The organism is Reyranella sp., from assembly GCF_965249915.1.
Lineage (GTDB): Bacteria > Pseudomonadota > Alphaproteobacteria > Reyranellales > Reyranellaceae > Reyranella.
Genome location: NZ_OZ252257.1, coordinates 3,406,875 through 3,430,068 on the forward strand (window position 1 = coordinate 3,406,875; position 23,194 = coordinate 3,430,068).

Sequence of the window (23,194 nt, forward strand, 5' to 3'; positions counted from 1 at the left end):
CCGCTATTTTTCCGAGTCGACGAGGCCTTTGACGAACCAGCGCTGCAGCACGATCACCACCATCACCGGTGGCAGCGTGATCAGCAGCGCCGAGGCCATCAGCGTGTTCCACTTCGGCACGGCTTCGGGCGCGCCGGAGATCTGCTTGGACAGGCCGATCACCGCCGTCGTCATGCTGGCCTCGGTCGTGATCAGCAGCGGCCACAGATACTGGTTCCAGCCGAACACGAAGAGGATGACGGTGAGCGCCACGACGTTGGTGCGCGACATCGGCCACAGCACGTCGACCAGGAAGCGGATGGGTGACGCGCCATCGATCTTCGCGGCTTCCAGCAGCTCCTCGGGGATGGTGAGGAAGAGCTGACGGAACAGGAAGGTCGCGGTCGCCGAGGCCATCAACGGCAGGATCAGGCCGGCATAGGAGTCGAGCAGGCTCCATTTCACGACGGCCTCGACGTTCCAGCCGGTCAGGCTCTCGAACGGTCCGCGCAGGCCCGTCTCGTCGAGCAGCCAGCCCACTCCCTGCAGCGGATGGGCGGCCACCGCATATGTCGGCACGATGCGAACCTCGATCGGCAGCATCAGGGTCGCGAAGATCATCCAGAAGGCCGTCATCCGGAAAGGGAATCGGAAATAGGTGATGGCAAAGGCCGACAGGATGGACACCGAGATCTTGCCCACCGTGACGCCGACCGAGACGATCAGCGAATTGAGGAGCTGACGGCCGAGATCGCCGCGCTCGATTGCCACCTTCAGGTTGGCGAGCAGTTCGTTCCCGGGCGTGAGCGGCATCGGCACCTGCAGTACGTCGGGCAGCGTGTGGGTGGCCGCGATCAGGGCGTAGTAGAGCGGCAGGCAGACCGCCACGACGCCCAGGATCAGCAGGACGTGGCACAGGAAATCGAGTTTCGGGGTCCGCTCGATCATTGGGCGTACTTCACGCGCCGCTCCAGGAAGCGGAACTGGATGGCCGTCAGCCCGATCACCAGGATCATCAGAATGACCGACTGGGCCGAGGACAGGCCGAGATCGAGGCCGAGGAAGCCGTCGGCATAGACCTTGTAGACCAGGATGTCGGTCGCGCCGCCGGGCCCGCCCTGGGTCAGTGCGTGGATGATGCCGAACGTGTCGAAGAAGGCATAGACGACGTTGATCACCAGCAGGAAGAATGTGGTGGGCGAGATCAGCGGAAAGACGATGCTGACGAAGCGCCGGATCGGGCCGGCTCCGTCAATGGCCGCGGCCTCGATCAGCGAGCGCGGGATCGCTTGCAGCGCGGCGAGGAAGAACACGAAGTTGTAACTCACCTGCTTCCAGGCGGCGGCCACGATGACGAGCAGCATGGCGTCGCTGCCATCGAGCAGAGGGTTCCACGGGATGCCGAAGCCCTGCTTCAGCATCAACGCGATGGCGCCGTAGATCGGGTGGAACAGGAACAGCCAGAGCACGCCGGCCAGCACCGGTGCCACGGCATAGGGCCAGATGATCATCAGCCGATAGACCGACTTGCCCCTCGCGACCCGATCGACCAGCACCGCGAAGCCGAGACCCGCCAGCACGGCCGATGCGGTGGTGCCGGTGCTGAAGATGGCGGTGCGGTAGATCGAGTTGAAATATTCCGGGCTGGTCAGCACGTCGCGGAAATTGTCGAACCACACGAAGGTCGAATGCTGGCCGAACGGATCGGTGATGGTGAAGGCCTGGTAGAGGGCCTGCGCCGCCGGCCAGAAGACGAAGATGGCGAGCACGAGCATCTGCGGCGCGAGCAGCAGGAAGGCCAGCGGCTTGTGCCGCTGGAAGTTTACCCGCTTGATCATAGCATCAGCCCGTCCAGCCGCCGCCGCTCAGTTGCCGCGCTGGCGTTCGAAGCGACGCAGGATCTCGTTGCCGCGCCGCACCGCATCGTCCATCGCCTGCTGCGCCGTCTTCTTGTTGGCCCAGACGGCTTCCATCTCCTCCTCAAGGGCGGCGACATACTGGTTGGCATTGCCCAGCCGCACCGTCATCGTGTTGAGCGTCGGCGTACCGCGCTGGACCTGCGTGATCGCCACTTCCTGCTGCGGGTACTTGTCGTAATAGCCCTCGGCCTTGACCTTCTCGTAGGCGGCCTTAGTGATCGGCATGTAGCCCGTGTCCTTGTGCCACTTGGCCTGCTGGTCCGGGCTCGCAAGGTGCGCGAGGAAGGCGGCCACGCCCTTGTACTCCTCGGGCTTGTGGCCCTTCAGCACCCAGAGCGCACCGCCGCCGATCAGGCTGTTGTGCGGCGTCGTGCCGGCCTCGTACGGCAGGGGTGCCGCCTCGAAGGCGAACTTGGCGCTGGCCTGCAGCGCGGAGAAGACGGCCGAGGAATGGGTCATCATCGCGCACCGGCCCGAGGCGAAGGCGGGCGTGGCGCTGCTGCCCTGGCGGCCCGAATAGACGTAGCGGCCGTCGGCGACCCACGACTGAAGGCGCGCGATGTTCTTCACCACGTCGGTCTTGTTGTAGGTGAAGGTGGCCCCCAGCCCATCGAGCCCGTTATGCAGGGTGGCGATCGGCAGATCGTGGATCGTCGAGTAGTTGTCCACGTGCACCCACTGCTGCCAGCCCGAGGTGTAGCCGCACTCGAAGCCCGCGGCGCGAAGCTTCGTGAGGTACTCGCCCATCTCGTCCCAGGTCACGGGCGCTCGCGTGAGCCCGGCCTTGGCGAAGCCCTCCTTGTTGTACCAGAGGATCGGGGTCGAGACGCTGAACGGCAGCGACAGGAGCTTCATGTCCTTGGTGCGGTAATAGTTCAGCACCGGCTGGATGTAGTTGTCCCAGTCGATCTTGTAGCCTTCGGCCGCCAGCAGGTCCTGCACCGGATAGACAGCGCCCGACAGCAGCATGCTCTGCGTGCCCTGGCCGATCACGACCAGCAGGTGCGGGCTCTTGTTCGCGCGGAAGCCGGCGATCGCGGCATTGAAGGTCTCGTCGTAGGTGCCGCGCCCCGAAGCCACGACCTTGTAGGCGGTCTGGGAGTTGTTGAAGCTGTCGATCTGCTGCTTCAACGCATCGTCGATGGGACCGAGCGTCGGATGCCAGAACTGGATCTCGATCGGCGCGGCGGCCGCAACCGAGGCCGTGAAGGCGGCGATCATGCCTGCGAAGGCGCCGAACAGTCTTCTTCTCATGACGGTTTCCTTCTGCATCAGGGACGGACGTGGAGGCCCTTGGACGAAACGTGCATGCCGGTCAGGTCGCGCGCGTTCGAAACGATGCGCCACGACAGCATCTTCTGCGCATAGGCCAGCATGGCCGGCGCCGACGCGGGATCGCGCGACAGGTCGTTGAAGCAGTGCGGATCGGAGGCAAGGTCGAAGAACAGCGGCGGCAGCGCGGCGAAATGGACGTACTTGAAGCGCTCGTCGCGGATCACGGCCAGCGAGCAGGCATCCATCGGCACGCCCAGCGCCGTCTCGGAATCGGCGGCGCCGAGCCCGCGGAAGTCGAACTCCCAATGCACGTCGCGGCGCCAGTCCTTTGGCATCTCTCCGTGCAGCAGGGGCAGCAGCGAGCGGCCGTCGCACTGGCGCGGAATGTCGAGGCCGAGCCAGTCGAGCACCGTCGGCATCACGTCGACCGCCTCGGTGAAGCGCTCGATCGCCGTGCCGCGGCTCGCGTTCGCCGCGGCCCGCGGATCGCGCACGATCAGCGGCACGTTGTAGGCCTCGTCGAAATAACCCTGCTTGCCGAGCATCCAGTGGTCGCCCAGCAGCTCGCCATGGTCCGCCGTCACGACGATCAGCGTGTCGTCGTAGAGCCCCCACTCCTTCAGCTTGTCGATCAGTCGGCCGACCTGGTCGTCGACCTCCTGCACCATCCCGTAATAGGTCGCACGCAGCTGTGCGACGTCGCTGGCGCTGAGATCGGCGACCAGCCCCTGCCCGGTGACGAAGTAACTCGCCTGGTTCTGCGACTTGAGATAGCTCGCCAGCAGCGGATGCTGCGCGGCCTCCGCGTCCACCGTCGCGGCGCGACGGGGCGCCGGCATGTCGGCCGGGTCGTAGAGCGTGTTGTAGGGCTCCGGAGCGATGAAGGGCGGATGCGGGCGGATGTAGGCCGCGTGCGCGAACCAGGAGCCGTTGCGGCGCACCGAGATGTAGTCCAACAGGCGATCGGTCAGGAAGGCGGTGATGCTGTCCTGCGCCTTGAAGCGCGCCGGCGGAAAGGTCGGCCCGCGGTCGCCCGCCGGGCTGGCGGGCCGATAGATCTCCGTGACGTCGTCTGCGAAGGGATAGCCCTTGGCCTTGAGATCGGCCATCCACGGATAAGGCAGTTCCGGCAGATGCAGTTCTGGCGCAAAGCCGGGCATGACCGATTCGTAGGTGCGCAGCGCCGGATCGTCGGGCGGCAATCCGGTCGGATCGGCCGTCGTGTCGGTATAGCCGAACAGCGCCGGATCGTAGCCGGCCTTGCGGCATTCCAGGGCGATGTTGGTGAAGCGACGCGCCAGCGGCGTGCCGTTCCGCATGACGCCGTTGTTGTGCTGGTAGGTGCCGGTGAGCAGGGCCGCGCGCGACGGCCCGCAGGGAGCCGCCTGCACGAAATGGCGGCGGCAGAGCACGCCTTCCGCGGCCAGGCGGTCGAGATTCGGGGTTTTCAGGACGGGATTGCCCGCACAGCCAAGTGCATCGGCCCGCCACTGATCGATGACGATGAAGAGGATATTCCTCCGCGCGACCATCAATTGCCCCCTTTCCCCTCGGAGGATCATCGGGCGCGCGGACTGATAGGACAATTTAATATTACTTCTGTAACTTAAAGAATATTTATACTTGGATCATGCTGCATACACAGATCCGCGCTTTCGACGCCGTCGCCCATCACGGCAGCTTCTCGCGCGCCGCCGAGGCGCTGGGACTGACCCAGCCCGCCGTCACCATCCAGGTGAAGGCGCTCGAGGAACGCTACGGCGTGAAGCTGCTCGAACGGTCGCGCCGGTCGGTGCGCCTGACGGAAATGGGCGAACGCCTGTTCCGGATGTCGCGCCGCTACTCGAGTCTCGAAGAACAGATGCGGGAGATCCTGACCGAATCGTCCGAGCTCGAAAGCGGCCAGCTCAGCCTGACCGCCGACGGACCGCACATCGCCATGGGCGTGTTCGCCCGCTTCCTGGCGCGCCATCCCAACATCGGACTCTCCGTTGCCATGGGCAACACGCGCTTTGTGCGAGAGCAGCTGCTGGAGCGGCGGACCGACCTCGCCATTCTGCCCGGCGTGGAACGCCACCCGCAGATCCATGCCATGCCGCTGTGGCGGCATACCGCCGTGCTGATCGTGGCCAACGACCACCCCTGGGCGGGGCGAGAGAGCGTGCGGCTGGCCGAGCTCCATGACCAGCCCATGATCGCCCGCGAGGAAGGCTCGAACACCCGGCGCATCACTCACGCTGCGATGGCAAAGGCCGGCGTCCGGCCCCGCACCGTGCTCGAACTGGGCAGCCGCGAGGCCGTTTGCGAAGCCGTCGGTGCAGGCCTCGGCTTCAGCGTCATCTGGGAGCTGGAGGCGAGCGCCTCGACACGCTTTCGCACCCTTCACTTCCGCGACACGAAGATCACGAGCAGCGACTACGTCGCGTGCCTGAAGAGCGAGAGCATGCGCCGCAGCATCAAGGCGTTCTTCGCCGTGGCGGCAGGTCTGTCCAATCAGCGCGCGGCGACGCGGCGCGGCCTCCCCTGAGGCAACGGGTGGCGCACGCCATCTGATGCTACACTCGGCTGCTCATGCTGGAACTCCACTCCCTGTTTCTCGGCTTCGTCGTCGCTCTCGGCGTCGGCCTGCTGGTCGGCATCGACCGCGAGCGCAAGAAGGGCGAAGGTCCCGGCCGCGGCGCCGCAGGCCTGCGCACATTCACCCTCGCCTCGCTGGCCGGCGCGACGGGGGCCGCGGCGGGAGGCGATATCCTGCTGGCCGCCGTCGTGCTGGGCATGGTGGCTTTCGCCGGCCTGTCCTACTGGCGGGCGCGCGACAGCGATCCCGGCCTCACGACCGAGACGGCCCTGGTGGCGACGACGCTGCTGGGCGGGCTCGCGATTCGCGAACCCGCCTTCGCCGCGGGCGTCGGCGTTGTCGTCGCCTTGCTGCTCAACGCCCGTGTCGCCCTTCACCGCTTCGTCCGCTCGATGCTGACCGACGAGGAGATCCACGACCTGCTGATCTTCGCCGGCGCCACGCTGGTCGTGCTGCCGCTGCTGCCCGACCATCCGATCGGCCCCTATGGCGCGCTGAACCTGCGCACGATCTGGCTGGTGGTGATCCTGGTGATGGGCGTCGGCGCTCTGGGCTACATAGCCGTCAGGATCGTGGGCCCTCGCTTCGGCCTGCCGTTGGCGGGACTGGCCTCGGGCTTCATCTCTAGCTCGGCCACGATCGGCGCCATGGGCGCGCGCTCGGCGCGCGATCCGCATCTGATGAAACCCGCGGCCGCCGGGGCGACGATGTCCTCCATCGCCACGGTCGTGCAGCTCGGCATCCTGATCGCGGTCACCGACCTCGCAGCTTTCCGCGCCATCTTGATACCGCTGCTGTTCGCGGGAGCGGCGGCGATCCTCTATGGCGGAGCCTTCACTTTGTGGGCGCTGCAGACCGACAGCGGCAAGGTCGAGGAGACGCAGGGCAACGCCTTCAGCCTCCGTACGGCGCTGCTGTTTGCCGGCCTTCTGGCAGGCGTGCTGCTGCTGGCGGCGGCCCTTCAGGACTGGTTCGGCGAAGCCGGCGTGATCTTCGCGGCCGGCGCCGCGGGCTTCGCCGATACGCATGCCCCCGCCATCTCCGTCGCATCACTCGTTGCCGACGGCCGGCTCACGCCGGCCGCCTCCGTCATTCCCGTCCTTGCGGCCTTCGCGACCAATACCGTCACCAAGACGCTGTTCGCCCTCACCGCCGGTGGTCGGCGCTTCGCGCTCTATGTCGTTCCGGGCCAGCTCTTCATGCTGGCCGCAGCATGGGCCGCGCTGCTCATCGCATGACCTTCCCCTTCACGCTCGAACGGTGGGAGACGCCCACGTGAGATCTCTCGTCCTACTGCCCGGCTTCATGTGCGACGCGGATCTGTGGACCGACATGCTCGCGGACCTCGAACCGTTGGGTGCACTCCATTTCGGCAACGTCTACGAGGACGACTCGCTCGAAGGTATGGCCGACCGCGTGCTGGCGGAAGCGCCGGACCGCTTCGTGCTGGTCGGCTTCTCGATGGGCGGCTTCGTCGCGCGCATCCTCACGCTGATGGCGCCGGAGCGTGTGTCCGGCGTGGCCTTCGTGGCCTCCTCGGCGCGCGGCTATTCCGACGAGGAGCGGGCCCGACGCATCTCGGGCTTCAGGCCCGGCGACCGGCCGCCGCGCGTCGCCGGCGCCGTCACCACCGCGATGGGCCTGCATCCCGACCGCGAGACCGATCCGGTGCTGCTGGACCGGCTGCGCGGCATGCAGCGGCGGCTGGGACCGGACGTGCGCAAGCGCCAGGCTGCCCTGGTCCGCCGCGATGGCTATGCCGATCTCGAACGCATCACCTGTCCTTCGCTGGTCGTGGCCTGCCGGCAGGACCGGCTGCGGACGCTGGCCGAAACCGAGCGCATGGCGCAGGCGCTGCCAAATTCCCGCTTCAGCATCATCGAGGAGTGCGGGCACATGGCGCCGCTGGAAAAGCCGCGCGAACTTTCGGCGCTGCTCAAGGCGTGGATCGAAGGCTCCGGCCTGTAGTGCGCCGTCTGCACCAGCCAGGCGGCAGCCCCTTGGTCAGGCGTTGCGCCGGCGCAGGCGGTCGATCAGCTCAGCCAGGCGGCTGCCTTGCGGCGTCGTTGGATCGAGCAACCGGTCGCGCGGCGTGTCGCGCGCCAGCCGGCTGATCTCGGTCAGTGCGCGGATATGCTGGCGGCGCGTCAGGCCGTATTCGGACGAGCGATGATGGAAGAAGAGGCGCCTGAGCTGGCCGTCGCCCACCAGCGCATTGAGCTCGCTCGCGGTCACGTAGATGAGGAAGCAGACGAAGATCCAGAGCTGCACGGCGACGAAGCGATGCCAGGTGAAGTCCGCCGCCACCATCTGGTAGACCTGTTCGAGGCTGTGCGCGTCGAACGCGACATCCACGAGCTTCTCCAGAAAGCGCGCGACCAGCACGACCAGGGAATAGAAGACGGTCTTGTAGAGGATCGGCTGGATCAGCGGCGCGCCGCGGAACTTGTCGATGATGCGGACTTTGTCGACGACAAGCACCACCTTGCCGACGACCAGCGCCGTCGTGCTGGCCAACAGGAAGCTGCTGAGGTTGAACCAGTAGTCGTGCGCCAGCAGGTTCGTCGTGAAGACGATCAGGTTGAAGGCGACGAAGAAATAGGCTGTCGGCGGCAACAGGTGCCGAAACAGCGCCATCCAGCCGTGAAAGAAGCGTCTCGGTAGCGAGGCGATGGCGGCGGTGTTCACACGCGTCCCCCGTCGACGACGAAATTCTGCGCCGTGACCAAACGACTGTCATCGGACGCCAGCCACAGCACCATGCGCGCGATGTCGGGCGCGTACAGCAGCTCCTTGAGACATTGCGCCTTGAGCTGGGCCGCCTTGGCCTCCGGCGTCACCCAGAGGTCAAGCTGCCGCTGGGTCATGATCCAGCCTGGCGTGACGGCATTGAGCCGGATTCCGTCGCCGCCCAGATCGCGCGCAAGGCCGCGCGTCATGCCGATCACGGCGGCCTTCGCCGCCTGATAGACGGAGAGGTTGGGCGTCATCGTGTGATAACTCACCGAGCTGAAGTTCACGACCGAGCCGCCGCCCGCCTTCCTCATCCCCGGCGCCACCGTCTGGATGGCAAAGTAGGCATGCCGCAGATTGACCGCGATGCGCTCGTCCCAGAAATCCGGCGTCACCTGGTCGATCGTGTGGCGATCGTCGCGCGCGGCGTTGTTCACCAGGACCGTGATGGTCCCGAGCTTCGCCGCGACGCCTTCGATGGCGCTTTGATAGGCGGCGACATCGCGGATATCGCAAGGCACGAACAGGGGTGCAGGATGGCCGGCCGCCTGGATGCTCTCGACCAGCGCCGTCGACGAGCCTTCATCGATATCGACGAAGCCGACGCGCGCGCCCTGGGCCGCAAAATGCTCGACGATCGACGCGCCGATGCCGGACCCGCCGCCTGAGACGAAGACGGTACGGCCCGAGAGGCTGGGATAGGAAGCGAAGGGCGGCATGACACTCCTCTAGATCTGGACCAGCCGGAAAGAGATCTCGCCGGCGAGCGTGGCGCCGGCAGCGAGCCGCGTCTGTCCGATCGCGCCGTTGGCGTGGCTCACCGGCTCGACGCAGAAACGACGTTGGCCGTCGGGAACATAGATCACCAGATGACGAAATGCCTCCGTCGCCGTGAGGATGAGGCGAAGGCCGCGCGCCGGCCAGGTGACGGTGGCCTCGCCGTCCCAGCCGTCGAAGCAGTGATCGAGCCCCATCCCGTCGACGCGGCGCGATCGCGAAAAATCCCATTCGTGCGGCACCGGCACCCGTTGCAGCGGCAGGACCTCGGCATCGGTGCGCCATACCCCTGCGAGACGGCAGGCGAGCTCGGTATCGGCATCGCGCACGAAGAAAGGATGCAGGCCCAGGCCCGCCGGCACGTCGCGGTCCTCGAGATTCTCGATCGAGAGCCCGACGGTCAGGCCCGTCTCATCGAGCACATAGAGCTGCCGCGCGCGATAGCGGAATGGCCACTCCGCGCCCGCAGCCCCGCGCTCGTGCACATAAAGGAGTTCCGCGCAGGTGCGCTCCTGATGGAGCACCTGCCAGGCATGCCGCCATCCATCGCCATGCATCGGATGGCGAATCCCCGGCCAGTTGCGCGCCAGCTGGAACTCTTCGCCGTCGAAGCCGAGACGGCCATTCGCGATGCGGTTGGAATACGGCACCAACGGATAGCAGGCCGTGTCCATGCCGGTTCCGGAAGCCAGGGCAGCGTCGGTGGCGGGCCGCAGCAGGTCGCCTTCATCCTTGCCGGGGCCTTCGACGGCAAAGCGTGCGATCGAGCCCCCGGCGTCCGGCGCCAGATCCACGGCCAGCCGGCCCGCCCGCAGCGACAAAAGCGTCACGCATTCCTCCGTCGCTGTGTAAACTCCCCCGTTCTCAAATGACGAGGAAACGCATCGATGTCGAACATGCTGAAGAAGCGGCTGCAGGCCGGCAAGGCTTGCGTCAATGGATGGCTGGCGATCCCCGATGGCTTCGCCGCCGAGACCATGGCGCAATGCGGCTGGGACAGCGTCACCGTCGACATGCAGCACGGCGTGCAGGACTACCTCTCGATGGTCCGCTGCTTCCAGGCGATGGACAAGTATCCCATCACGCCGCTGGTGCGCGTGCCGTGGAACGAGCCCGGCATCGTCGGCAAGGTCCTGGACGGCGGTGCCTGGGGTGTGATCTGCCCGATGGTCAACACGGCCGCCGAAGCCAAGGCGCTGGTTTCCTATTGCCTCTATCCGCCCAAGGGCAAGCGCTCCAACGGCCCGATCCGCGCCGGCGCCTATGGCGAGGCGACGCCCTACCAGGCGATGGCCAACGATGAAGTGCTGGTCATCCCGATGATCGAGACGCAGGAGGCGATCGACAATATCGACGCCATCCTCGACGTCCCGGGCATCAGCGGCATCTATATCGGCCCGTCCGATCTCGGCCTGTCGCTTGGCCTGAAGCCGATGCTCGACCGCGAGGAGCCGCAGATCCTGCAGATCTACGACAAGCTGCTCGCCGCCACCAAGAAGCGCGGCCAGTTCGCTGGCCTGCACAACGGCACTGGCAGCTACGCCGCGAAGATGGTCCACAAGGGCTTCCAGCTCGTCACCATCGCCAACGACGCCGCGCTGATGGCCAAGGCCGCTCGCGAAGCCGTGGACCTGACGCGCAAGGAAGGCGGCCCGACGGCCGCCAAGTAAGGCGAGCAGAAGCGTGCGCTTCACCAACGCCACGCTGCCCGACGGCAGCCGGCACGACATCGAGGTCGAGGGAGGGCGGATCGCCGCCCTCCTGCCGGCTTCGCCGTCGACGCCGGATGCCGTCGATCTCGGCGGCACGATCGTCCTGCCGCCGCTGGTCGACGGCCATATCCATCTCGACAAGACCCTGCTCGGGCTGCCGTGGGTGCCCAACCAATCCGCGGGCAACAAGGTTTCGGACCGCATCGAGGCCGAGCGCCGCGTGCGCGCGGCGCGCACCGTGCCGGAATTCGAGACCGGCTCGAATCTTGTGCGCCAGGTCATGGCCAGCGGCACGCTGCACATGCGGACGCATGTCGACATCGACAACCGGCTCGGGCTCCGGAACCTCCACGAAGTCCTGAAGATCCGCGAGCATTTCCGCGATCTCGTCACCATCGAGATCGTGGCCTTCCCGCAAAGCGGCATCCTGCGCTCTCCCGGCACGCAGGAGCTGCTCGACGAGGCGATCGTGCAGGGCGCGGACCTCGTGGGTGGCCTCGATCCGGTCGGCATCGACGGCGACCTCGATGCCCATCTTGATGCCATCTTCTCCGTCGCCAGCCGCCGTGGTGTCGGGGTCGATATCCACCTGCACGATGGCGGAGAAGCCGGCCTCGCGCAGATTCTCGAAATCGCCCGGCGTACCGAGGCGGCGGGCCTGCAAGGCAAGGTCGCGGTCAGCCACGCCTTCGCCCTGGGCTCGGTCTCCACCGATAGCGTCACCCGCGCCGCCGATACGCTCGCCCGCGCGGGCGTCGCCATCATGAGCCACGGGCCCGGAGGCGCGACCATCCCGCCGCTCAAGCTGCTGCGCGAGCACGGTGTCGAGGTGTTCGGCGGCTCCGACAATATCCGCGATGCCTGGTCGCCGTTCGGCAACGGCGACATGCTGGAGCGCGCCATGCTGATCGGCTACCGCGCCAACTTCCGCCATGACGAGGAACTGGCGCTCGCCTTCGACATGGTGACGGCGGCTGGGGCACGCGTGCTCAGCCTCGCCGAGTACGGGCTGAAGGTCGGTGGGCCCGCCGACTTCGTGACGGTCGAGGCGGCCACGCTCGCCGAAGCCGTCGCCACCCGCAAACGCCGCAGCCTGGTGGTCAAGTCAGGCCGCATCGTCGCCCGGGACGGCATGCTGATCTAGCTAGGCGACCGCTGGTCCCTGACGCCCCGGGGTGGTAAACGCCCCGTCGTTTTCGCGTCAGGACAAACAATGGTATCGCGTCAGGCCGTGCTCGGCATGGAGCAGGCTTCCTTCTTCTACGGCTCGGGCCGCGTCTTCGAGAACGTGTCGTTCCTGCTCGACGATGCGCGCACGGCGCTGGTCGGCGAGAATGGCGCCGGCAAGTCGACCCTGCTCAAGTGCCTGACGGGAGCGCTCGAACTCAATGCCGGACAGGTCATCCGCTCGCGCAGCCTGCGCATCGGTCAGGTGCCGCAGGATGTTCCCGAGGGCCTCGCTGCGCATTCTGTTCGCGACGTTCTTGGCCGGTCGCTCACCAAGGTCGGCCAGGACGGCGAGGAATGGCGCATCGACGTGCTGGTCGACGAGATCGGCGTCGACGCGGAAATCCTCGACAAGCCGTTCGGCACGCTATCGGGCGGCTGGCAGCGGCTGATGCTGATCGCGGCGGCAGCCCGGCTCGAGGAGCCCGACATCCTGATCCTCGACGAGCCGACCAACCATCTCGACCTCGCCAACATCAACACCCTGGAGCGCTGGCTGACGGACGAGTTCTCCGTGCCGATGCTGATCGTCAGTCACGACCGCGAGTTCCTCGACCGGGTGACCGAACGCACGCTGTTCCTGCGCGCCGACGGCGTCCATGCCTTCAAGACGCGTTTCTCGATCGCGCGCGAGGAGCTGCTGCGCCGCGACGCCACCGCGGCGGCGCGGGCACGGCAGGAGGATCGCGAGATCAAGCGGCTGGAGCAGGCCGCCGCGCGCTACAAGGTCTGGGCGGTCAAGAATCCCGACCTCAACAAGCGCAAGAACGCCGTCGAGAGCCGCATCGCGCGCATCGAGAAGGAGCGCACCCAAACGTATGTCGCGCGCGAACGCCGGCTCGAACTGGCGGACGGCGACATCGACGCCAAGGTGGCGCTGCGCCTGTCCAACCTCGACATCACGGTGCCGGGATCGGAACGCAAGCTGATCGGCATCGACCGGCTGGCGATTGCCGCGGGCGAGCGCGTCGCCCTGCTCGGCACCAACGGCACCGGAAAATCGACCTTGCTGGCCGCGCTGGCCGCCGCCTACGAGCCCGGCCGCGAGCATTATGACGGGCAGGCCGCCGTGCGCTTCAACCCGGCCTGCCGCCTGGTCTATTTCGATCAGGCGATGAGCGCGCTGCCGGTCGCGACGAAGATCCTCGACTACGTGGCCTCGGCCGAGGGCGTGACCGAGAAGGAGGCAATCCGCCATCTCGCCGGTGCGGGCTTCGCCTTTGTGCGCCTGAAGGAACCGATCGGCGTGCTGAGTCACGGCGAGCGCGCGAGACTCGTGTTTCTCAAGATGAAGCTGCTGCGGCCCAACTTCTACGTGCTCGACGAGCCGACCAACCATCTCGACATCGAGGGCCAAGAGGACCTCGAGGAGCAGCTCGAGAAGAGCGACGTGTCGTGCATTTTCGTGAGCCACGACCGCTTCTTCACGCGCACCGTGGCGACGCGCTTCCTCGAAATCCGCAAGGGCCGCCTGGTCGAAACCGACGACGCCGACGCCTTCTTCGATTCGCAGGCTTAAGTCTTCGCCTCCCCATTTGAATGGGAGGCGGAATTCATCACTTGCGCCCCGACATCTGAGCCAGACCGAGCGCGACCGAGAGGAAATCGGAGCCGCCGGCAATGCGGGCGGCCGGGGCAGCTCGCGCGACGGCGTTGCGCACCGCGGGCACGCGGCTCGATCCACCAGTCAGGAAGATGGTCTCGATCGCATCGGCCTTGAGGCCGGCGGCGGTGATACAGGCGCTGGCTGCCTCGCAAAGCCGATCCGTCGCGGTGCCGATCGCATGGTCGAACGCGTGGCGAGTCGCGACAGCCGACAGGCCCGCTTCGAGAAATGCCAGCGGAATGGCAACGCGATCCTCGGCGCTGAGCGCGATCTTCGCGTCCTCGACGATGAAGGCGAGGCGATGGCCCAGCCCCTGCTGCAGCAGCTTGAGGAGCCTCGAGACCTTCTCGGGCTCGCAGGCCAGTGAGACGAGTTCGGCCACCTCGCGCTCGTTCCTGTAGGTGTAGGCGAAGTTGATCGTTGCCCAGGTGGCGAGCTGGTGAAAGAGCGCGTTCGGCATCGGCAGGTTCTTCTTCACGAGCTGCGTGCCGAGCCCCAGCAACGGCATCACCGCAGCGAGGCTGAGCGCCGAGTCGAGATCCGTGCCGCCGATGCGCACGCCGGTGCTGGCCAGCACATCGCTGCTGCGATCCGCCCGCCCTCGTCGCTCGGGGCCGACACGTACGATCGAGAAGTCGCTGGTACCGCCGCCGATGTCGGCGATCAGCACCAGCTCCTCGCGCGCTACGGTCTGCTCGTAGTGATGGGCGGCGGCGATGGGTTCGTAGGCGAAGGCGATCTCGCGGAAGCCGGCCTGCCGCGCCACACGCTCCAGCACGGATTGCGCGCGCGCATCGGCCTGGTCGTCGTCGTCGACAAAACGCACCGGACGGCCCATCACGACGGAGGCGATCTCCTGGCCGGCGAATTCTTCCGCCTTGGCTTTCAGGTTCCGGACGAAGATCTCGACGACATGGGTGAGCGGCACCTTGCGGCCGCCGAGGCTGGTTTCCTCGTCGATCAGGGGGGAGCCCAGGATCGACTTCAGCGCCCGCATCAGCCGGCCCTCGGTTTGCTCGACATAGGCCGCGATGGCGGCATTGCCGAGCACGACCCGGCCCTTGGTTTCGTAATCGAAGAACACCGCGCTGGGCATCAGCGTGTTGTCCACCTCGATCGGCGCCAGCTCGGCCACGCCGTTGCGCATCACGCCGATCGCCGAGTTCGACGTTCCGAAATCCAGTCCGCACGCGAGCATGTTGATCCCCTGGAGGCGCGAAGGGGATGTCATCTATTACGATGCGCCACGCGGTGCCAGACCGTTTCTTTTCGCCTAGCCCCTGCGCGATGGCGCGCTAGGCGACGATCTCGCCGCGGAAGGCCCAGCGGGTCATGCGCTTCTCGACCATGGCGCAGACCGCGTACATGGCCACGCCCATGATGGCGATGGCGAACAGGCCGGCGAAGGTGGTGGGCGCGTCGTTGCGGGCGCTGGCCGAGAGCATCAGGAAGCCGATGCCGTTGTTGCCGCCCACCGTCTCGGAGATCACCGAGCCGATGAAGGCCAGCGTGATCGCGACCTTGAGGCTGGCGAACAGGTAGGGCATGGCGCGCGGGATACCGACCTTGGTCAGGATTTCGAGCCGCGTGGCGCCGAGGCTGCGCAGCACATCGCGCATCTCGGGCTCGATGGTCGCGAGGCCGGTCGCCACGTTCACCACGATGGGAAAGAAGCTGATGACGAAGGCGGTGATGACCGCCGGCAGCGAGCCGACACCGACCCAGATCATCAAGATCGGCACGATCGCCACCTTGGGGATCGCGTTGAAGGCGATCAGCAGCGGATAGAGGCCGGAATAGATGAAGGGCGATGCGCCGACCGCGAGGCCGAGCAGCAGGCCGAAAGCAATGGCCAGCAGGAAGCCGATCGTCGTGGTCCACAGCGTGTCCCAGCAATAGGCCATCAGGATGTCGAAGCGCTGGACGAAGACGGCGAAGATCTTGGTCGGCTTCGGCAGGATGATCTCGGGCACCTGGAACACGATGCAGCAGACTTCCCAGACGATCAGCAAACCCGCCAGCACCAGCCACGGCATCGCATGCTTCAGCGCCTCACGCCGCAGGTCGCTCATGGCGCGTGCTCCTGGTGGATGCGGTCGCGCAGCTCGTGGACGATGTCCACGAAGTGCGGTTCGAAGGTCGTCTCCAGGGTACGGGGCCGCGGGATGTCGATCTTCTTCGCCAGCACGATGCGGCCGGGCCGCCGGCTCATCACGTAGACGGTGTCGGCGAGATAGACCGCCTCGCGCAGATCATGCGTCACCAGAACGCCGGTGAAGCGCTTCTCGAGCCACAGCGCCTGCATGACGCCCCACAGCTCCTCGCGCGTGAAGGCGTCGAGCGCACCGAACGGCTCGTCGAGCATCAGGAGCTCGGGCTCGTGGATCAGCGCGCGGCACAGGTTCGAGCGCTGCTGCATGCCGCCCGAGAGCTGCCAGGGGTACTTGTCGGCAAAATCGGTGAGGCCGACGGTCTTCAGGAGCTTCATCGCGCGCTCGACATACTCCGCGCGATGGCTGCGGAAGCGGCGCTTGTGCGGCTCCACCACCTCCATGGGCAGGAGGATGTTGTTCATGGTCGTACGCCACGGCATCAGGGTCGGATTCTGGAACGCCATGCCGACGCCCTTGATCGGTCCCGTCACCTTCGCACCGTTCACCCGCACCTCGCCGCCCGACGGCGGCAGCAGGCCCGTGACCAGCTTCATGATGGTGGACTTGCCGCAGCCCGACGGCCCGACGACGGCGATGAACTCGCCCTTCTCGATGCCGAAAGTGGCATCGGCCAGCGCCAGCGTGGTGTCCTTGCCGAGGCGGTAGGTAAGGCTGACGCCCTTGAGATCGACGAAGGCCATCAGATCATCTCCCCTCCCCCGTCACACGGGGGAGGGACAGGGAGGGGGAGAGCAACAACATGATCGTCTTGAGTGTGGAACCCATGGTGATGCCTTCCCCCTCCGCCCTTCGGGCACCTCCCCCGTATGACGGGGGAGGAATTTAAGTTTACTTGGCGACCATCCGGTCGGCCTTGGGCGGCAGGTAGGCGTTGCTGAACACCTTGTCGGGCGCCGGCGCGTTCGGCAGGCCGAAGGCCTCGGATACGTCCTTCACGGCACGGGCGAAGCGGGCGGGGTCGACGTCGCCCATCCCGTTGGCCTTGACGTAGGGCGTCAGGATGTTGGTCTCCAGCGAGATCTGGAGACGCTCCATTTCAAGCTTCTCGTCGATCAGCGGATCGCGCTTCTTGGCGGCGGCAATGCCGAGTTGCGGGTTGGCGATGACGTCCTTCCAACCTTTCACCGTGGCGGCGAGGAAGCCCTTCACGGCCTTCTCGTTCTTGATCATGTCGGCCGAGATGACGATGCCGTTGCCGTAGACGTCCATGCCGAAGTCGACGTAGCGCATCGCCACGATGTCCTCGAACGCCACGCCGCGCGCCTTGAGATCGAGCATCGACGAGAAATAGTGGCCGGAGATGAAGTCGACCGTGCCCTGGACCAAGCTCTGCTCGCGCAGCTGGGGCGTCAAGTTGACGTGCTCCCACTTGGTGATGCCGTTCTTCTTGGCGAAGGCCGGGAACAGGCGGAAGCTGGCGTCGAACACCGGCGCCCCGAGCTTCTTGCCCTCCAGGTCCTTCGGCGTCTTGATGCCGCTCTTCTTCAGCGCATAGACGCCGAACGGCGCGAAATCGTAGACCATGAACACGCAGAGCACTTCCTTGCCCGGGTTCTTGGCATTGTATTCGATGGTCGAGTTCACATCGGCGAAGCCGACCTGGTAAGCGCCCGTGGCCACGCGCTGCACCGCACCGGCCGAGCCCTGGCCGGGGTCCATCGTGACGTCGAGGCCCTCCGCCTTGTAGTAGCCCTTCTCCAGAGCCACCAGGAACGGCGAGGTCGGGCCCTGGAAGACCCAGTCGAGGGTGAATTTGATCGCGGTCTGGGCATTGGCCGGCAGGCTGCCCAGGGCGAGCGCGACGGCCGCTGCACCGCCCAGCATCTTGGCGAATTTGCTCATCTTCTTGATCCCCCTGCGTTCCCTGTCGGCGACTCTTAGGCGGACATTTCACGCCCGCCAAGGGGATATCAGGCAGATTCTATGCCAGCCTGCTGCGTCGCCACCAGCCGGGCGAAGGCACCGCCCTGGGCGAGCAACGCCTGATAGCCACCCTGCTCGACGACCCGCCCGTGTTCGAACACGACGACCTGATCGGCATCGCGGATGGTCGACAGGCGATGGGCGATCACGAAGGTGGTGCGGCCCTGCATCAGGATCTTCAGCGCTTTCTGGATGCGCGCCTCGGTAACCGAATCCAGCGCACTGGTCGCCTCGTCGAGGATCAGGATCGGCGGGTTCTTGAGCAGTGCGCGGGCGATCGCGAGGCGCTGGCGTTCGCCGCCCGACAAAGTGGTACCGCGTTCGCCGACCAGCGTCTCGTAGCCCTGCGGCTGGCGCATGATGAAGTCGTGCGCCTCCGCGAGCTTGGCGGCCTCCTCCAGTTCGGCCTGCGTCGCGTCGGGCTTGCCGATGCGCAGATTGTCGGCGATCGAGCGGTAGAACATGGTGCTGTCCTGGAACACCACGCCGATGTTCCGGCGCAGCGATTCCAGCTTGATGTCGCGATGGTCGACGCCGTCGATGCGGATCACGCCCGATTGGGCGTCCCACATGCGGTGCAGCAGCGACAGCGCCGTGCTCTTGCCGGCGCCGGTCGGGCCGACGAACGCCACCGTCGCGCCGGCCGGGACCTTGAGCGAAAAATGCACCAGGGCCGGCCGCTTGCCGTCGTAGGAGAAGTTGATGTCGTCGAACTCGACATCGCCCCTGGCGCGCCCGATATCGATGCCGTTCGGCTTGTCCGGCACGCTCGACTGCGAATCCAGCACGCGGAAGAAATCGCCCAGCGACGGCATCTGGAAGAAGATGCGGCTGACGAAGCCCGAGGCCTGATCCATGCGCCCGATCAGCATGGTGGCGAAGCCCATGAAGCTCACGATCTCGCCGACCGTCGCTTCGTTCCGTGTATAGAGCCAGGTGCCCAGCACGAAGATAGCGATCACGGTGACCGTCGAGGCAGCGCGCGTCATCACCGACAGCAGCGCCCACCAGTTCAGCACCGGGAACTGCGCCTGCAGCGTCTGGCCGATGATGCGGTGCATTTCGCTGGTCTCGGCGCCCAGCCGCACGAAGCTCTGGATGAGGCTGATGTTGCCCAGCGCGTCGCCCGCCCGGCCCGCAAGCTCGCTATGCAGGTCCTCGACCTCTTTCTGCAGCCGGTCGGTGCGACTCACGACCCAGACATTGGTCACGGCGAAGAACAGGATCAGGACCAGCAGCAGCAGGCCCAGCCGCCAGTTCATGAAAAGGCTGAGCGGCAGCATGACGAACAGCGCCACCAGGGTCGCGAGGTTCTCTCGGAAGAAGGACAGCCAGATGCCGAACAGATTGTCGACGCCGGTCAGCATGATCTTGATCAGCCGGCCGGAATGCTGGGCATTGTGGAACGAGAACGGCAGCATCAGCAGATGCTGGAAATAGGTGGCCATCGCGCCCAGGCGGCGGCGATGGGCCATCCGGTCGGCCTGCAGCGAGACCACCATGTTGGCCACGATGCCGCCGATGCCGACCAGCGCCCATAGGCCCAGGATCTCGCGCGCATCGCGCCACAGGAGGTCGACCGGCCGGTCGCGCGCGGTGCTCAGCAGGTCGATCACCTTGCCGAACAGCACCGGCTCATAGAATTGCAGGCCCGCCACCGCGATGTTCGCGATGGCCAGCGTGATGGCCAGGCCCTTCTCGGCCCTGAGCAGGCCTATGACACGGCCATAGACGCGGAAGAATTCCATATGCCTCGTCCGCGCCCGTCCGCTCTAGGCCGCCTTGGGGTCGAGAAAGCGTTCGACGGTGCGCACGAAGAAGCTCACGCCGAACGGGATGGCCATGTCATTGAAGTCGTAGCGCGAGTTGTGCAGGCTGACCGTTCCGGGACCGCCGCCGTTGCCCAGCCATACCATCGCGCCCGGCACCTTCTCCAGCATGTAGGAGAAGTCCTCGGCGCCCATGCTCGGACGCGTATTGTCCTGGACCGCATGTTCGCCGCAGACGCCGGCGGCCACGTCGGCGGCGAAGCGGGCCTGCTCGACGTCGTTCACCGTCGGCGGATACCCCGGCTTGTGCTCGACCTCGATCTTGACGCCGTGCATCCGGGCGGCGCCCTCGCAGATCTCGTCGATGCGCCGCTTCACCAGCGCGCGGTTCTCGGGCGTCGTCGTGCGCGTCGTCCCGCCGATATGCGCATCGCCCGGAATGACGTTGTAGGCGGAGCCGGCATGGAAGAAGCCGACGGTCACGACGCCCGCATCGATCGGGTCGATGTTGCGCGAGACGATGGTCTGGAGGGCCATCACGATATTGGCGCCGACGACCATGGGATCGAGCGTCGAATGCGGATGGGCGGCATGACCGCCCCTGCCGGTGATCCGGATGTCCCAGCGATCGGCCGCGGCGAGCAGCGGCCCGCCCTTGGTGACGATGTGGCCGACCGGGACGCCGGGCTTGTTGTGGATCGCGAACACGGCGTCGCAGGGGAACTTCTCGAACAGCCCGTCCTCGATCATCACCTTGGCGCCGCCGCCGCCCTCTTCGGCCGGCTGGAAGATGAAGTGGACGGCGCCCTCGAAGTTCCGCGTCTCGCTCAGCACCTTGGCCGCACCCAGCAGCATGGCGGTGTGACCGTCATGGCCGCAGGCATGCATGCGGCCGGGATTGGTCGAGCGGTGCGCGAAATCGTTGGCTTCGTCCATCGGCAGGCAGTCCATGTCGGCGCGCAGCCCGATCGACTTCAGCGAATTGCCCTTGCGGAGGGTACCGACCAGGCCGGTCTTGCCCAGGCCGCGCGTCACTTCCAGTCCCCATTCCTCCAGCTTGGCCGCCACCACGTCGGACGTGCGGTTTTCCTCGTAGGCAAGTTCGGGATGGGCATGGATGTCGCGGCGGATCGCCGAGATCTCGCCCTGGATTTCAAGTGTACGCGGCAGGACAGGCATGGGGTACTCCGGTTGGAACCTCAACCATCTTAGACCAGAGTAGGACCATGTTGTCTCTCGACGAGATCGAGCGGGCTGCCGCCATCGTGCAGGACGCCATGCCGCCCACCGCGCAATATGCGTGGCCCCTGCTCGCCCTGCGCACCGGCTGCGAAACCTGGGTCAAGCATGAGAACCACACGCCGACCGGCGCCTTCAAGGTACGCGGCGGGCTGGTCTTCATGGACCGCCTGAAGCGCAGGATGCCCCACACCGGCGGCGTCATCAGCGCCACCCGAGGCAACCATGGCCAGAGCATAGCGCTGGCGGCGGCGCGCAACGGCATCGCCGCCACGATCGTCGTGCCCCAGGGCAATTCGGTCGAGAAGAATGCCGCCATGCGCGCCTTCGGGGCCGAGCTGGTCGAGGCCGGGCACGATTTCGATGCCGCCAAGGAGGCGGCGATCAAGCTGGCCGGCGAGCGTGATCTGGTCATGGTGCCATCCTTTCACCGCGACCTGGTGGCGGGCGTCGCCTCCTATGCGCTCGAACTGTTCCGTACGGCGCCGCCGCTCGACACGGTCTATGTGCCGATCGGGCTGGGCTCCGGCATCTGCGGCACCATCGCGGTGCGCGACGCGCTCGGATTAGCGACGAAGGTGGTCGGGGTCGTCTCGACCGAGGCGCCGGCCTATGCCCTGTCCTTCGCCGCCGGCAGTGTCGTGCCGACCAACAGCGCCGACACGATGGCCGACGGCATGGCGGTGCGCGGCCCCGACGCGGAGGCGCTCGAGGTCATCCTGAAGGGGGCGGATCGCATCGTGCAGGTGAGCGACGCCGAGATCGGCGTGGCGATGCGGGCCTATTACGAGGACACGCACCAGCTCGCCGAAGGCGCCGGCGCCGCCGCACTCGCGGCGCTTCTGCAGGAGCGCGGGCGCATGGCGGGCAAGCGCGTCGGCCTGATCCTGAGCGGCGGCAACATCGACCGGCCGGTCTATTTGCGAACTCTGGCCGACAGCTGAGGGGGCGGCGCCTGGGGCGCCCAGGCGAGGTCGCTCTTGACCGCCTGCATGATGAAGGACGAGCGCGTGCCGCGGACGCCCGGCATGCGCAGCAGCGCCTTCATGGCGAAATCGCTGAAGCTCGCGAGGTCGGGCGCCAGCACGTGCAGCAGGAAGTCCATGTCACCGGTCATGGCATAGCAGGCGACGACTTCGGGACGAGCCCGGATCGCGGCCTCGAAGGCATCGACGGTCTTTTCCGAATGGTCATCGAGCGTCACCTGCACCATTGCCTGCAGCGCCAGACCCAGGGAGGGCGGCGAGACCAGCGCGCCATAGCGTTCGATCACCCCCTCTTCCTCCAGCCGCTTCACGCGCCTCTGGCAGGGTGTCGGGGACAGGCCGACGCGTTCCGCGAGATCCACCATCGGCAACCGGCCTTCGGCCTGCAGAGCGGCGATGATGCGTCTATCGATGTCATCCAGTTCGATCATGGTGATAATCTCTAATATCGCGGCCTGTCTGAGATGATATCCCTGAATTCTGTCACTTCGAAGCCCAACTTCGCCGGGATTCACCAGCGGGGCGGTCCCATATTCAGGGCATGAACACCGCACCCCTCGAGAACCTGCGCGGCGACTATGCCGGCATGGCACCGGATTGGACGGTACCGCAGCATCCCGACCTGCATTCCGCCGAGGACCAGGCCGTGTGGCGCCTGCTGGTCCAGCGCCAGCGCGCCCTGGCCGAACGATATGCCTGCGCGGAGTTCCTGGAGGGGCTGGAGGCGATCGGGCTGGGCGACACGATTCCCGATTTCGCGGCAGTGAATGCGCGCCTCGAGCCACTCACGGGCTGGCGCATCGTCGGTGTGCCAGGACTGATCCCCGATGCGGCCTTTTACGACCATCTCGCCCATCGCCGCTTCCCGGTGACGGTGTGGATTCGCAAGCGCAAGGAAATCGACTATCTGGTCGAGCCAGACCTCTTCCACGATTTCTTCGGCCACGTGCCGCTGCTCACCAACCCGGTGTTCGCCGACTACATGCAGGACTATGGCCGACGCGGCGTCGAAGCGGGCCCCAACGTCCATCTGCTGGCGCGCCTCTACTGGTTCACCGTCGAGTTCGGCCTGATCCGCACGCCTCGGGGAATGAAGGCCTATGGCGCCGGCATTCTGTCCTCGGCCGCCGAAGTGAAGCATGCGATCGAGGGCGAAGGCGTCGAGCGGATCCCCTTCGATGCGACCGTGGCGATGAACCGTCCCTACGAGATCGACCGGCTGCAGAGCACGTACTTCGTACTCGACGACTTCAGCCAGCTCGTGGATCGGCCCACTGTGAACTGAGTAGTCTGTCGT

At 66.3% G+C, this 23,194-nt stretch carries 22 protein-coding genes; 8 read left to right on the forward strand and 14 right to left on the reverse strand.

Features of this window, described 5'->3' with window-relative positions; genetic code table 11:
• Positions 1 to 3: 3 nt before the first annotated feature.
• The 4 genes from ACP15H_RS16940 to ACP15H_RS16955 are packed head-to-tail and all read right to left on the reverse strand — an operon-like array spanning position 4 to position 4,705.
• Positions 4 to 927, reverse strand: coding sequence for an ABC transporter permease subunit (locus tag ACP15H_RS16940; RefSeq protein WP_425067353.1), 924 nt, complete (start codon positions 925 to 927; stop codon positions 4 to 6).
• The gene (gene ugpA / locus ACP15H_RS16945) at positions 924 to 1,817 is read right to left on the reverse strand and encodes a sn-glycerol-3-phosphate ABC transporter permease UgpA (protein ID WP_425067354.1); all 894 of its coding nucleotides are present in this window, start codon (positions 1,815 to 1,817) and stop codon (positions 924 to 926) included. Before ugpA ends, ACP15H_RS16940 begins: the two co-directional genes overlap by 4 nt.
• 27 nt (positions 1,818 to 1,844) lie before the next feature.
• Positions 1,845 to 3,152: a sn-glycerol-3-phosphate ABC transporter substrate-binding protein UgpB gene (gene ugpB / locus ACP15H_RS16950; protein WP_425067355.1), complete on the reverse strand. Its 1,308-nt coding sequence runs from the start codon at positions 3,150 to 3,152 to the stop codon at positions 1,845 to 1,847.
• Positions 3,153 to 3,169: 17 nt separating this feature from the next.
• Positions 3,170 to 4,705, reverse strand: coding sequence for an alkaline phosphatase family protein (locus ACP15H_RS16955; RefSeq protein WP_425067356.1), 1,536 nt, complete (start codon positions 4,703 to 4,705; stop codon positions 3,170 to 3,172).
• 98 nt (positions 4,706 to 4,803) lie between these two features.
• On the opposite strand from ACP15H_RS16955, the gene ACP15H_RS16960 reads away from it, so the two are divergent.
• Genes ACP15H_RS16960 through ACP15H_RS16970 form a run of 3 tightly spaced genes read left to right on the forward strand, consistent with a single transcriptional unit; the run spans position 4,804 to position 7,719 of the window.
• On the forward strand, positions 4,804 to 5,700 hold the full coding sequence (locus tag ACP15H_RS16960; protein WP_425067357.1) for a LysR substrate-binding domain-containing protein: 897 nt from the start codon (positions 4,804 to 4,806) through the stop codon (positions 5,698 to 5,700).
• 44 nt (positions 5,701 to 5,744) lie between these two features.
• Positions 5,745 to 6,989 (forward strand): MgtC/SapB family protein, encoded by a 1,245-nt coding sequence (locus ACP15H_RS16965; RefSeq protein WP_425067358.1) that lies wholly within the window; start codon positions 5,745 to 5,747, stop codon positions 6,987 to 6,989.
• Between the two features lie 37 nt (positions 6,990 to 7,026).
• Positions 7,027 to 7,719: an alpha/beta fold hydrolase gene (locus tag ACP15H_RS16970; RefSeq protein ID WP_425067359.1), complete on the forward strand. Its 693-nt coding sequence runs from the start codon at positions 7,027 to 7,029 to the stop codon at positions 7,717 to 7,719.
• A gap of 36 nt (positions 7,720 to 7,755) precedes the next feature.
• Here the strand turns inward: ACP15H_RS16970 and ACP15H_RS16975 are convergent, their stop codons facing one another.
• From ACP15H_RS16975 to ACP15H_RS16985, 3 genes are read right to left on the reverse strand one after another with little or no spacing between them, the layout of a single operon-like run.
• Entirely contained in the window at positions 7,756 to 8,439 is a 684-nt protein-coding gene (locus ACP15H_RS16975) for a hypothetical protein (RefSeq protein ID WP_425067360.1), read from the reverse strand.
• Complete coding sequence (locus ACP15H_RS16980) at positions 8,436 to 9,203, reverse strand: SDR family NAD(P)-dependent oxidoreductase (protein WP_425067361.1); 768 nt, start codon at positions 9,201 to 9,203, stop codon at positions 8,436 to 8,438. The genes ACP15H_RS16975 and ACP15H_RS16980 overlap by 4 nt, the downstream gene beginning before the upstream one ends.
• Positions 9,204 to 9,212: 9 nt before the next feature.
• Positions 9,213 to 10,091 (reverse strand): aldose 1-epimerase, encoded by an 879-nt coding sequence (locus tag ACP15H_RS16985; protein ID WP_425067362.1) that lies wholly within the window; start codon positions 10,089 to 10,091, stop codon positions 9,213 to 9,215.
• Positions 10,092 to 10,148: 57 nt separating this feature from the next.
• Here ACP15H_RS16985 and ACP15H_RS16990 point away from each other — a divergent pair, with 57 nt between their 5' ends.
• The 3 genes from ACP15H_RS16990 (at position 10,149) to ACP15H_RS17000 (ending at position 13,719) form a co-directional block, all read left to right on the forward strand.
• The gene (locus ACP15H_RS16990) at positions 10,149 to 10,931 is read left to right on the forward strand and encodes an HpcH/HpaI aldolase family protein (protein WP_425067363.1); all 783 of its coding nucleotides are present in this window, start codon (positions 10,149 to 10,151) and stop codon (positions 10,929 to 10,931) included.
• A gap of 13 nt (positions 10,932 to 10,944) precedes the next feature.
• Positions 10,945 to 12,117 (forward strand): amidohydrolase family protein, encoded by a 1,173-nt coding sequence (locus ACP15H_RS16995; protein ID WP_425067364.1) that lies wholly within the window; start codon positions 10,945 to 10,947, stop codon positions 12,115 to 12,117.
• A gap of 69 nt (positions 12,118 to 12,186) precedes the next feature.
• Complete coding sequence (locus ACP15H_RS17000; RefSeq protein WP_425067365.1) at positions 12,187 to 13,719, forward strand: ABC-F family ATP-binding cassette domain-containing protein; 1,533 nt, start codon at positions 12,187 to 12,189, stop codon at positions 13,717 to 13,719.
• Positions 13,720 to 13,756: 37 nt separating this feature from the next.
• On the opposite strand, the gene ACP15H_RS17005 is transcribed toward ACP15H_RS17000, so the two are convergent.
• The 6 genes from ACP15H_RS17005 to ACP15H_RS17030 all read right to left on the reverse strand — a co-directional run bounded on the left by ACP15H_RS17005 (position 13,757) and on the right by ACP15H_RS17030 (position 20,851).
• Complete coding sequence (locus ACP15H_RS17005; RefSeq protein WP_425067366.1) at positions 13,757 to 15,037, reverse strand: Hsp70 family protein; 1,281 nt, start codon at positions 15,035 to 15,037, stop codon at positions 13,757 to 13,759.
• 64 nt (positions 15,038 to 15,101) lie between these two features.
• Positions 15,102 to 15,878: an ABC transporter permease gene (locus ACP15H_RS17010; protein ID WP_425067367.1), complete on the reverse strand. Its 777-nt coding sequence runs from the start codon at positions 15,876 to 15,878 to the stop codon at positions 15,102 to 15,104.
• A complete protein-coding gene (locus ACP15H_RS17015; protein WP_425067368.1) occupies positions 15,875 to 16,660 on the reverse strand; it encodes an ABC transporter ATP-binding protein in 786 nt (261 codons plus the stop codon). Before ACP15H_RS17015 ends, ACP15H_RS17010 begins: the two co-directional genes overlap by 4 nt.
• A 148-nt stretch (positions 16,661 to 16,808) precedes the next feature.
• Positions 16,809 to 17,822 (reverse strand): ABC transporter substrate-binding protein, encoded by a 1,014-nt coding sequence (locus tag ACP15H_RS17020; protein ID WP_425067369.1) that lies wholly within the window; start codon positions 17,820 to 17,822, stop codon positions 16,809 to 16,811.
• 68 nt (positions 17,823 to 17,890) lie between these two features.
• Positions 17,891 to 19,651 (reverse strand): glucan ABC transporter ATP-binding protein/ permease, encoded by a 1,761-nt coding sequence (locus ACP15H_RS17025; RefSeq protein ID WP_425067370.1) that lies wholly within the window; start codon positions 19,649 to 19,651, stop codon positions 17,891 to 17,893.
• A gap of 24 nt (positions 19,652 to 19,675) precedes the next feature.
• The gene (locus tag ACP15H_RS17030; protein WP_425067371.1) at positions 19,676 to 20,851 is read right to left on the reverse strand and encodes a M20 aminoacylase family protein; all 1,176 of its coding nucleotides are present in this window, start codon (positions 20,849 to 20,851) and stop codon (positions 19,676 to 19,678) included.
• A 47-nt stretch (positions 20,852 to 20,898) separates the two neighbouring features.
• Between ACP15H_RS17030 and ACP15H_RS17035 the strand changes: the two genes are divergently transcribed.
• The gene (locus ACP15H_RS17035) at positions 20,899 to 21,855 is read left to right on the forward strand and encodes a threonine dehydratase (RefSeq protein WP_425067372.1); all 957 of its coding nucleotides are present in this window, start codon (positions 20,899 to 20,901) and stop codon (positions 21,853 to 21,855) included.
• On the opposite strand, the gene ACP15H_RS17040 is transcribed toward ACP15H_RS17035, so the two are convergent.
• Positions 21,828 to 22,328 carry an Lrp/AsnC family transcriptional regulator gene (locus ACP15H_RS17040; protein WP_425067373.1) on the reverse strand — a complete coding sequence of 167 codons (501 nt, stop codon included), beginning with the start codon at positions 22,326 to 22,328 and terminating at the stop codon, positions 21,828 to 21,830. The two genes, ACP15H_RS17035 and ACP15H_RS17040, sit on opposite strands and share 28 nt — an antisense overlap.
• A 110-nt stretch (positions 22,329 to 22,438) precedes the next feature.
• Here ACP15H_RS17040 and phhA point away from each other — a divergent pair, with 110 nt between their 5' ends.
• The gene (gene phhA / locus ACP15H_RS17045) at positions 22,439 to 23,182 is read left to right on the forward strand and encodes a phenylalanine 4-monooxygenase (protein WP_425067374.1); all 744 of its coding nucleotides are present in this window, start codon (positions 22,439 to 22,441) and stop codon (positions 23,180 to 23,182) included.
• Positions 23,183 to 23,194: the final 12 nt, after the last annotated feature.